A 9,533-nucleotide genomic window follows, 5' to 3' on the forward strand; every position below is an offset into this window, starting at 1 on the left:
ACGGAGAGAAGTAAATGAGCGGAATCAACAAGATCGTACTGGCTTACTCGGGCGGACTGGATACCTCGGCCATCATTCCCTGGCTGAAGGAGCACTATGACGCTGAAATCATCGCCTTCGTTGCCGACGTGGGCCAGGAGCGTGACGATCTGGAAGGGATCGAGCAGAAGGCCATCGCCTCCGGCGCGGTCAAGTGCATCGTCAAGGATCTGCGGGAAGAGTTCGTCAAAGAGTATGTCTACCCGACCCTGAAGACCGGCGCCGTCTATGAAGGCACCTACCTGCTGGGCACCTCCATGGCCCGTCCGGTGATCGCCAAGGCGATGGTCGAGGCTGCCCTGGCAGAAGGGGCTGATGCCATCTCCCACGGTTGCACCGGCAAGGGCAACGACCAGGTTCGGTTCGAAGGGGCGGTGGCTGCTCTGGCGCCCCAGCTGAAAGTGATCGCCCCCTGGCGGTTGTGGGACATGCGTTCCCGGGAAGATCTGCTGGCCTATCTGGAAGCCCGCAACATCCCCTGCAAGGCGACCCTGAAGAAGATCTACAGCCGCGACGCCAACGCCTGGCACATCTCCACCGAGGGTGGCGAGTTGGAGAGCACCTGGAACGAGCCGTCCGAAGCCGTCTGGCAGTGGACCGTCTCTGCAGAGGATGCCCCGAACGAGCCGGAATACGTCAAGCTGACCGTGGCCAAGGGCGAAGTGGTCGCCGTTGACGACCAGCCGCTCAGCCCGCACCAGATCCTGACCACCCTGAACGAGCGTGCCGGCAAGCACGGTGTGGGCCGGATCGACATCACCGAGAACCGGATGGTGGGCATGAAGTCCCGTGGCTGCTACGAGACCCCGGGTGGTACCGTGATGGTTGCCGCACTGCGCGCCGTGGAAGAGCTGGTACTGGACAGACCGACCCGCGCCTGGCGGGAAAAACTCGGCGCCGAGTTCTCCCACCTGGTGTATGACGGTCGCTGGTTCACCCCGCTGTGCAAGGCCATTGTCGCCTCCGCCAACGCCATCGCCGAGGAGCTCGACGGTGAAGTGGTGCTGAAGATGTACAAGGGTCAGGTCACCGCGGTGCAGAAGAAGTCGCCGAACAGCCTCTACTCCGAAGACTTCGCCACCTTCGGTGCCGACGAAGTGTACGACCAGAGCCATGCCGAAGGTTTCATCCGTCTCTACACTCTGGCGAGCCGGATCCGCGCCATGAAAGAGCAGCATCAAGCCATCGGTGGCGACCATACCCACGGCTAAGCAAGCGCTATCACCCGTTGATTCGAGGGGGCATGGCCCCCTCTTTTACAGGCAGAGAGGCCCTTTGCCATCCTCATCGGGTGTGACAAGAGCGGCTGCGCCCTGGCCGCTTCTGTGAGATAACAGGCTCGCAGAAAAACAGGGCAAGATTTCAAGTTCGACGGCGCAAGGCGCCGCCGACAACGCATTCAAGGAGAGCAGTATGGCACTTTGGGGTGGACGCTTCAGTCAGGGAGCCGATAGCCGGTTCAAGCAGTTCAACGATTCGCTGCGGTTCGACTACCGTCTGGCGGAGCAGGATATTCAAGGCTCCATGGCCTGGGCCAAAGCGCTGGTCAAGGTGGGCGTGTTGACCGAGGGTGAGCAGGCCAAGTTGCAGCAGGCGATGGAGGTACTGCTCGCCTCCGTGCAGCAGGATCCCCAGCAGATCCTGAACTCGGACGCCGAAGACATCCACTCCTGGGTCGAGAGCCAGCTCATCGACGCCGTCGGCGCCCTTGGCAAGAAGCTGCACACCGGTCGCTCGCGCAACGATCAGGTCGCCACCGACCTCAAGCTCTGGTGCAAGGCACAGGGTGAACTGCTGCTCGGCTCCATTACCGCCCTGCAACAGGGGTTGGTGGCCTCCGCCCGTGCCAACCAGGCCGCGGTGCTGCCCGGTTACACCCACCTGCAGCGGGCCCAGCCGGTCACTTACGCCCACTGGGCCCTGGCCTATGTGGAGATGCTGGAGCGGGACCATTCCCGGCTGCAGGATGCCCTCAAGCGCCTCGACACCAGCCCGCTTGGCTGCGGCGCCCTGGCGGGCACCGCCTATGCCATCGACCGGGAGGCGCTGGCGCTCGACATGGGCTTTAGCGGCGCCACCCGCAACAGCCTTGATTCGGTGTCCGATCGGGATCACGTGGTGGAGCTGATGCACGTGGCGTCGCTGTCCATGACCCACCTGTCGCGGTTTGCCGAAGACCTTATCTTCTACAACACAGGTGAAGCCGGTTTTGTGGAGCTCTCCGATGCGGTGACCTCAGGTTCCTCACTGATGCCCCAAAAGAAGAACCCGGACGCGCTGGAGCTCATTCGTGGCAAGACCGGCCGGGTGGTCGGCGCCCAGATGGGCATGCTGATGAGCCTCAAGGCGTTGCCGCTGGCCTACAACAAGGACATGCAGGAAGACAAAGAGGGGCTGTTCGACGCCCTCGATACCTGGCACGACTGCCTCGACATGGCGGCGCTGGTGCTCATCGATCTGAAGGTCAATGGCGAGCGCACCAAGGCGGCGGCCCAGGGCGGTTACGCCAACGCCACCGAGCTGGCGGACTATCTGGTGGCCAAGGGCATTCCGTTCCGCGAGGCTCACCATATCGTCGGCGAGACCGTGGTCTATGCGATCCAGGTGAAAAAGCCCCTGGAAGAACTCTCCCTCCCCGAGTTCCAGCGCTTCAGCCCCGTGGTGGGGGAGGATGTTTACCCGAACCTGGAGCTGGAAGCGACTCTGGCCAAGCGGGTCGCCAAAGGCGGCGTCGCCCGCGAGCAGATCGAGGGCGCATTGGTCGCCGCCGAAGCCTGGCTGAGCAAGCGGGCGGGTTAAGCCAAGCGGCTCGCCATGGGAATTAGAAGGCAGAACGGCAACCCCAGGGTTGCCGTTTTTTATGGGCACGCCTCGGCGCCGTGGGGCGCGTTGACCAGGCGCTGTTCAGCCCCTGTGTCCGGCGCTGGCATGATGCACGGCGTCCGTGAGCAGTCGTTGCAACTGGCATCTGGCCTCGTCGGTTTCATGGCTGGCGGCGAGCAGCACCACCCCCAGGGTGCCCGGTGAGGGCAGCACACCGCCGAGGGTGGCGAGACTGGCCGGCATGCCGATGGGGGAACGCACCGTGATCCCGAGCCCGGCCTGTACGGCGGCCCAGATCCCGCCCAGGCTCTGGCTGGTGAAGGCGATCCGCCAGGGGATCCCGGCATCGTCGAGGGCGCGGATGGCCCGTGCCCGCATCAGGCAGGGGGCATCGAAGAGCACCAGGGGCAGGGGCTCCCCGCGCGCGAGCAAAGGGGCGAGGTCCCACTCGGGGTGGGCAATCCAGGCCAGTTGCACCACCTCGATGAGGGGAAGATCCTCCCGCTCTCCCTGTGGCTGCCAGGCGAGAGCCATGTCGAGGGTGCCCTCCCTGATCCCCTGCACCAGGGCCCCGTTGCGATCGATGCGGGTCGTCATGCGCAGGGCCGGGTGCTGGCGACAGAGGGGCCCCAGCACGGCGGGGAGCAAAGATTCGCCGAAGTCCTCCTGCACCCCGAGCCGGATCTCCCCTTGCAGCAATTCCCCTTTGAGGGCGAGCACGGCTTCGTCATTGAGCGCCAGCAGCCGCTTGGCGTAGCCCAGCAGGCGCTCACCGCTGGCTGTCGGCACCAAGTGACGTCCCTGCTTCATGACCAGATCGGTGCCGCACTGTTGTTCGAGTTTTTTCAACTGGGCGCTGACCGCCGAGGTGGAGCGGCACAGCCGCTGCGCCGCCAGCGCAAAGCTGCCGCACTCCAGCCCCAGCACGTAGCTGCGCAGGGCATCGAGATCCAGGCTGGGGGGAAGGGGTGACATAACTATCCTTATAATCGGGATGATTGGTCTTGAATATTTCGATTTTTTAAATTGTAGCAGTGAGGGAGAGTGGCTTCATCCACCAAGGAGATTGCCATGACACCCGATGTTCCCGATCGCGCCACCCTGGCGCAGCTTGCCCCCCGACTCGCCCGACTGGCGGAAGAGACGCTGTTTGGCGATATCTGGCAGCGCCCCACCCTCTCGGCCCGCGAGCGCAGCCTGATCACCCTGGCCATCCTGGCGTCACTGGGCCGGGTGCAACAACTGCCCTGGCATATTGCATTCGCCCGGCAAAACGGCCTGTCCCGGGATGAGCTGGAAGAGCTGTTCACCCATCTTGCCTTCTACGCCGGTTTGCCCGCCGCAGTGACGGCCGTGGGCTATCTGCCCCCCCGCGAGGAGGTGACCCCATGCCGCTGACCCGTATCACCCTGTGCGAGGGGATGAGCGACGCACACCTGCAACAACTCAGCGCCCTCTACCACCAGACCCTGGTGGAGGTGTTCGAGGTGCCGCCGAAGGATAAATTCCAGATCCTCGAGATCTTGCCTGCCAGTGCGCTCATCTATGACCCCCACTACCAGACCGGCCGCCGGGACCAGGGTTTCATCCTCTTCCAGATCCTGGCGGGCAAGGTGCGCAGCACCGCGACCAGGGAGCGGCTTTATGCACGTCTCGCCGAGCGCCTTGAGGCCGAGCTTGGGATCCACCCCGACAACCTCATGGTGGTGATCCAGCAGACCGATGCCGAGGCGTGGAGTTTCGGCCAGGGCCGGATGTTCAGACAGGAGGTGGCCTCATGATCGCCATGCACTACCGATTCACCCTGCCCGCAGACTACGACATGGCGCTGATCGAGCAGCGGATCGCCAGCAATGGCGCCAGACTGGACGGCTTTCCCGGTCTGTTGTTCAAGGCCTATCTCTACAGCCGTCAGGACGATGGGACCCTGCCGGGGCAGGAGAACCGCTATGCCCCCTTCTATGTGTGGCACAGCGCCGAGGCGATGCACCGATTCCTGGCAAGCGAGGGATTCGCGGCACTCACCCGGCATTTCGGCTGGCCCCGCATCGAGACCTGGCATCTGGTGCGGGCGCCGGATCCGGCCTCCCTCGACGGGGCTTGCATGGCCAGGCTGCGGCGCACCAAGGTCACTTCCCACGGCGAGCTTGCCGACCTGCACGGCGAGGCCATGGTGAGCGGCTGGGATCTCACCCGATGGGAATGGCTGGAGGCGGATTTGCTCCCGTCCTTCTCATCGCCCTTGCCTGGCGGGGGCGAGATCTACCGTATTGGCTATCTGGCGAAGGGGGGAGGGGTGTAAAGCGGAATTATCTTTGTCATTGAGGTTATTTTCTCATTCACTTGGGCTGTTAAAGTGATATTTGCATCGTGAACATATGGTGTTATATCGCGCTTGTGGATGATGATGTGGAATTGCGTTCACCTGCTGCAATGAACTGGCTCAGTGGGGCACATTCAGGGTGACGGCCCGCGCCGGGCAGGCATGATCCCGCTGCAATGCGTATGGACGCGTCAACCGGATCAAGGAGTTCCCATGTACCTGCCACCCCATTTCGCCGTTACCGACCCCGAGGCGCTGCACCAGCTGATGCAGGCGCACCCTCTGGGGGCCCTGATCACCTGTGGTGAAGGGGGGCTGGATGCCAACCATCTGCCGTTCGAGTTCGATGGGGAGCAGGGGGCCCACGGTGTGCTGCGGGCCCATGTGGCCCGCAACAACCCGCTCTGGCAGGAGGTGAAAGACGGCGATGAAGTGCTGGTGATCTTCCGCGCCGCCGAGGGTTATATCTCCCCCAGCTGGTATCCTGGCAAGCAGGTGCATCACCAGCAGGTGCCCACCTGGAACTATGCCGTGGTGCACGCCCATGGCCGTATCCGGGTGAGGGACGATGCCCGCTTCGTGCGTCGCTTGCTCGCGGCCCTGACCCGTACCCACGAGGCGGGAGAGTCCATTCCCTGGAAGATGGCGGATGCACCGAGAGACTATCTCGAGACAATGGTGCAGGCCGTGGTGGGCATAGAGATCGAGATTGAGCGGCTGGTCGGCAAGTTCAAGCTGGGTCAGAACAAGGAGGCGGCGGATCGCCTGGGAGCGGCCAATGCCCTGCAGGATCGCGGGCAGAGCGCGCTGGCCGGCGCCATGCTGAACCCGCCCCCTTCACAGTCCTAGCGTGACATCTTGAGATTCGGCCCGACAAAAACGGCAACCGTCTGGTTGCCGTTTTTCATGGTTCCACTCCCGCTCACGCGCTGGCATTGAGCAGCTTGCCTACGCCTTCCCCCGGGCCCTGGGGCAGGGTTTGCTTGAAGGCATAAAGCAGCTGATCAAGGTTGAGGTCGCTGTTGCCGAGGGAGCCCTTGAGGGTGTCGAGCTCGCTCTGCAGCGCATCGAGGCGGGTGCTCTGGGTGCCGTCTGCCAACTGGGTGCGGGCGGCATCGATGGCCTGGGGCAGCGACTGGCCCGAGGATTCCTGGCCCAGGGTCTGCATCAGCGCCCCCATGAAGTGGTTGATGGCAGGGCGGTTCTGCTCGCTGTCAGCCTCCTGGATGCCAAGGCGCTGGAACAGGCTCTGCACCGTGGGGGCAAGGTGCTCTTCCTGCACGGCAGGCTCGGTCTGGGCGGGCGGCGTGCCGTCGCCCAGCAGCTTGCTGCCGAGCTTGATGGCAAGGGAGGCGAGGGGAAGCAGGGTGCCGATGGCGATCATGATGTCACTCTCCGTACGACTGATGTCATGACGGAGCAGGGAACGGGCCAGCTTGGCGAGCATTCAGCCGAAAAATGGCAGGGGATTGATCCTGCTGTAAATTTCGTTTTGCCAGGCAGAGGGCGAGCGGGTGCGAACGGGGGCGGCGGCAAACCCTTGCAGCCCGGGGGCTGGTTGGTTTGCCACCCGGCTTGCCGGATCAGAGATCCTTGAACGGGCGGCGTTTCTCCTCCTCGATGACGATGGCCTCCAGATTGGCGATGCGCTCCTGCAACTCCTTGATGATCATGTCCTGCTTGCCAAGACGGTCGGTAATGCGGGCATCCCCCATCTGGTAGCGGGCGCGCTTGGTGAGATAGCTGAACGACACGCTGATAAAGACGATCAGAACGATACCTGTCCACATGGTCATGAATGACTCCTTTCAATATTTGAACGAGAGGATCTGTCTCCCGTGCTGTCGTTGTCTCATACCCAACCTTGGGCGGCAATGCCTGCCTGGTTGTTCAGAGCGGCCAGATCGGCCAGCCGAGCCAGATCCCGAGTAGCAGCAACTGCCCCCAGACGATGGCCCAGAACCGCAGGCGGTAGCTCCCTTTCTGGGTCTTGTGGCGCAGCCACTGGCGGGCGACCAGGGCGCCGGGCCAGCCGCCGCACAGCTCAAGCAGATGCAGACGGGCCTCGGGCACGCGCCAGCCACCACGAATGGCCTGGCGCTTGTCCCAGGCGTAGGCAGCCAGGGTCAGCAGGCTCATCAGCAGGATCAGGGCCAGCGGCCACCAGTTCGCATCCCGCACCCCGAGCCAGCCTGCCCAACCCAGGGGCAGCAGGGCAAGGGCCATCATGACAGGCACGCCGGATCCCGGGTCTCGCCCGGGTGTAGCGTGCGGATCACCCGGGCCGGGTTGCCCACCGCCAGGGAGTCCGCCGGGATGTCCCGGGTGACCACGGCGCCAGCCCCTATGATGGAGCGGGGCCCTATGGTGACGCCGGGGCAGATGATGGCCCCGCCGCCAATCCAGCAGTCATCGCCTATCCGCACCGGCTTGTTGTAGGCGGTCCAGTTGCGTCGCTCCAGATGATCCAGGGCGTGGGTGGCGGTGTAGATCTGTACGTTGGGGGCCAGCAACACATGGTTGCCGATGTGCACCTCGCCCACGTCGAGTATGGTGACGTTGAAGTTGAAGAAGGTCTTCTCGCCGATGTGGATGTTGCGGCCGAATTCGCAAGTGAAGGGGGGGGCTGATCCAGCAGGAGTCAGGACAGTGGGCGAAGAGGTCGCGGCAGATCTGCTGGCGCAGGACGTGATCCCCCGCCGGTGAGGCGTTGAGCCGGCTCAGCAGCGCCTGGCCGCGAATGCGGTCGTTCGCTATCTCCTCGCTCTGGCTGTCCAGGGCGCCCCCCGCCAGTACCTTGTCCCAGTCGCTTGCCATGGTCATCTCCTCCTGCTGCAAGAGGGGGCAGTATACGCGACAAGGGGAAAGGGTGTCAGAGTGCCGGGCCCGTCAGGTGATCCCCGTCATCATGTCATCAGGACAAGGGGCAGGATGAGCAGGATGGAGACGAGGTAGGGGAGCAAGACCCGCCGCCCCAGGCTGCGTCCGCCAATCACCAGTGCCAGCACCCCTTTCACCAGGGAGTTGACCAGCCCGGCGAGCAGTATGCCCCTGGCCGCCACCTCCAGGGCCAGCTCCTTCTGGGCGAGCTGGGAAAGGGAGAGGGTGATGGCGTCCACGTCCGTGATGCCGGAGACCAGCGACAGCAGATAGACCCCGGAGTTGCCCACCTTGCTTTGCAGCAGGGTGGCCATGAAGCCGATGAGGGCGAGCAGCAGACCGAACTTGATGGCGGTGGCGAGATCCAGCGGGTTGCGGGTTTCGGGCTGTACCGGGCCGTCCGGCATCTCTTCCCGCTGGCGCCAGAACCAGAAGGCAAAGCCGTAGACGATGGCTGCCAGCAGCAGCAGGGGGGCGGCCAGACGCAGGGCCAGCTCTCCGTGGATGATCAGCACCAGTGCCAGCAGCCTGAGCCACATGGTGGCTCCCGCCAGCAGAATGCCGGTGGCCAGCAGCCGCTCCAGCCCTCCCTGCTCCTTGTTGAGGCGGGCAAATTGCAGGGTGAGGGCGGTGGAGGAGGCGAGCCCCGCCAGCATGCTGGTGAGCACCAGCCCGGAGCGGGTGCCGAGCAGGCGCACCGCAAAGTGACCACAGAACGAGATGCCAGCGATCACCACCACCATGAGCCAGATCTTGAAGGGATTGAAGGCATTGAGGGGACCCATCTCGGCATCGGGGAGCACAGGCAGCAGCACCAGGGAGATAAGCAGAAAACGCAGGGTGGCGTGAAACTCCATTTCGCTCAAGAACAGCATCCCCTGCTGGATCTTGCCCTTGAGCCCCATCAGGAGGGCCGCCAGCACGGCGCAGGCCACCGCCTCGCTCGGGCTCTGCAGCACCGACATCAGCCCCAGCAGATAGGTGAGCACCATGGCCACCGAGCTGGTGAGACCGAACTCCCCCTGCCAGCGCAGGGCCAGCCAGACCGAGAGGCCGCACCCCGTCACCACGGTCAGCAGACCGAGCAGGGCCAGCCAGGGCCCCAGGGTGGGCAGCAGCAGGGCGCAGACCCCGCCGAGCAGACCGATGAGGCCATAGGTGCGCATCCCGGCGATGCGCTGGTTGTCTCCGAGCTGGCGCACCTGCCAGCCCCGCTCCAGCCCGATGATGAGCCCGATGGCCAGGGACACCAGGGCGCCGTAGACGGGCTCGGCCTCTATCCACATGGGTTTCTCCTCCCGCTGCCGTTTCAGTGAGGATGGCACAGGGCATCCCGGGGCAGGGGGAGCTGGCTCACAGAGCGGGTGTCCCGCCTGCCGGGGTCTTGCAAACAAAAAAAAGGTTCATCGCGGCTTTCCGGGGAAGGCCGCCTTGATTTTCAGAAAAAAGTATTCTGAGTCCCTAAATC

At 64.1% G+C, this 9,533-nt stretch carries 11 protein-coding genes and 1 pseudogene; 6 read left to right on the forward strand and 6 right to left on the reverse strand.

Annotated features, from left to right (window positions below; translation table 11 throughout):
- The first annotated feature begins 14 nt into the window (after positions 1-14).
- Together OKB81_RS08160 and argH are read left to right on the forward strand one after the other, a co-directional pair.
- A complete protein-coding gene (locus OKB81_RS08160; RefSeq protein WP_010675687.1) occupies positions 15-1,250 on the forward strand; it encodes an argininosuccinate synthase in 1,236 nt (411 codons plus the stop codon).
- Positions 1,251-1,452: 202 nt separating this feature from the next.
- On the forward strand, positions 1,453-2,838 hold the full coding sequence (argH, locus tag OKB81_RS08165) for an argininosuccinate lyase (protein ID WP_113977620.1): 1,386 nt from the start codon (positions 1,453-1,455) through the stop codon (positions 2,836-2,838).
- Positions 2,839-2,943: 105 nt separating this feature from the next.
- On the opposite strand, the gene OKB81_RS08170 is transcribed toward argH, so the two are convergent.
- Positions 2,944-3,837 (reverse strand): LysR substrate-binding domain-containing protein, encoded by an 894-nt coding sequence (locus OKB81_RS08170; RefSeq protein ID WP_160837691.1) that lies wholly within the window; start codon positions 3,835-3,837, stop codon positions 2,944-2,946.
- Positions 3,838-3,933: 96 nt separating this feature from the next.
- Here OKB81_RS08170 and OKB81_RS08175 point away from each other — a divergent pair, with 96 nt between their 5' ends.
- The 4 genes from OKB81_RS08175 (at position 3,934) to OKB81_RS08190 (ending at position 6,034) form a co-directional block, all read left to right on the forward strand.
- Positions 3,934-4,260, forward strand: coding sequence for a carboxymuconolactone decarboxylase family protein (locus OKB81_RS08175; RefSeq protein WP_010675684.1), 327 nt, complete (start codon positions 3,934-3,936; stop codon positions 4,258-4,260).
- A complete protein-coding gene (locus OKB81_RS08180) occupies positions 4,251-4,643 on the forward strand; it encodes a tautomerase family protein (protein ID WP_010675683.1) in 393 nt (130 codons plus the stop codon). The genes OKB81_RS08175 and OKB81_RS08180 overlap by 10 nt, the downstream gene beginning before the upstream one ends.
- Positions 4,640-5,164, forward strand: a complete 525-nt coding sequence (locus OKB81_RS08185; protein WP_160837693.1) for a DUF4865 family protein — start codon at positions 4,640-4,642, stop codon at positions 5,162-5,164. Before OKB81_RS08180 ends, OKB81_RS08185 begins: the two co-directional genes overlap by 4 nt.
- A 234-nt stretch (positions 5,165-5,398) precedes the next feature.
- Positions 5,399-6,034 carry an FMN-binding negative transcriptional regulator gene (locus OKB81_RS08190; protein WP_160837695.1) on the forward strand — a complete coding sequence of 212 codons (636 nt, stop codon included), beginning with the start codon at positions 5,399-5,401 and terminating at the stop codon, positions 6,032-6,034.
- 73 nt (positions 6,035-6,107) lie between these two features.
- Here the strand turns inward: OKB81_RS08190 and OKB81_RS08195 are convergent, their stop codons facing one another.
- The 5 genes and pseudogenes from OKB81_RS08195 to OKB81_RS08215 form a co-directional block, all read right to left on the reverse strand.
- A complete protein-coding gene (locus tag OKB81_RS08195; protein WP_160837697.1) occupies positions 6,108-6,569 on the reverse strand; it encodes a hypothetical protein in 462 nt (153 codons plus the stop codon).
- 199 nt (positions 6,570-6,768) lie between these two features.
- Positions 6,769-6,981, reverse strand: a complete 213-nt coding sequence (locus tag OKB81_RS08200; RefSeq protein WP_043154852.1) for a hypothetical protein — start codon at positions 6,979-6,981, stop codon at positions 6,769-6,771.
- Positions 6,982-7,075: 94 nt separating this feature from the next.
- Complete coding sequence (locus tag OKB81_RS08205; RefSeq protein ID WP_010675679.1) at positions 7,076-7,414, reverse strand: DUF1294 domain-containing protein; 339 nt, start codon at positions 7,412-7,414, stop codon at positions 7,076-7,078.
- Positions 7,411-8,002, reverse strand: a pseudogene (locus OKB81_RS08210) (sugar O-acetyltransferase). Before OKB81_RS08210 ends, OKB81_RS08205 begins: the two are co-directional and overlap by 4 nt.
- An 89-nt stretch (positions 8,003-8,091) precedes the next feature.
- Complete coding sequence (locus OKB81_RS08215; RefSeq protein WP_160837699.1) at positions 8,092-9,351, reverse strand: MgtC/SapB family protein; 1,260 nt, start codon at positions 9,349-9,351, stop codon at positions 8,092-8,094.
- Positions 9,352-9,533: the final 182 nt, after the last annotated feature.

Origin of the sequence: Aeromonas sp. QDB56, from assembly GCF_027705505.1 — a bacterium.
Lineage (GTDB): Bacteria > Pseudomonadota > Gammaproteobacteria > Enterobacterales > Aeromonadaceae > Aeromonas > Aeromonas caviae.

Coding starts and splice junctions, on each gene's coding strand:
- OKB81_RS08160 (WP_010675687.1), top strand. CDS start 15: ATGAGCGGAATCAACAAGATCGTACTGGCTTACTCGGGCGGACTGGAT.
- argH (WP_113977620.1), top strand. CDS start 1,453: ATGGCACTTTGGGGTGGACGCTTCAGTCAGGGAGCCGATAGCCGGTTC.
- OKB81_RS08170 (WP_160837691.1), bottom strand. CDS start 3,837: ATGTCACCCCTTCCCCCCAGCCTGGATCTCGATGCCCTGCGCAGCTAC.
- OKB81_RS08175 (WP_010675684.1), top strand. CDS start 3,934: ATGACACCCGATGTTCCCGATCGCGCCACCCTGGCGCAGCTTGCCCCC.
- OKB81_RS08180 (WP_010675683.1), top strand. CDS start 4,251: ATGCCGCTGACCCGTATCACCCTGTGCGAGGGGATGAGCGACGCACAC.
- OKB81_RS08185 (WP_160837693.1), top strand. CDS start 4,640: ATGATCGCCATGCACTACCGATTCACCCTGCCCGCAGACTACGACATG.
- OKB81_RS08190 (WP_160837695.1), top strand. CDS start 5,399: ATGTACCTGCCACCCCATTTCGCCGTTACCGACCCCGAGGCGCTGCAC.
- OKB81_RS08195 (WP_160837697.1), bottom strand. CDS start 6,569: ATGATCGCCATCGGCACCCTGCTTCCCCTCGCCTCCCTTGCCATCAAG.
- OKB81_RS08200 (WP_043154852.1), bottom strand. CDS start 6,981: ATGACCATGTGGACAGGTATCGTTCTGATCGTCTTTATCAGCGTGTCG.
- OKB81_RS08205 (WP_010675679.1), bottom strand. CDS start 7,414: ATGATGGCCCTTGCCCTGCTGCCCCTGGGTTGGGCAGGCTGGCTCGGG.
- OKB81_RS08215 (WP_160837699.1), bottom strand. CDS start 9,351: ATGTGGATAGAGGCCGAGCCCGTCTACGGCGCCCTGGTGTCCCTGGCC.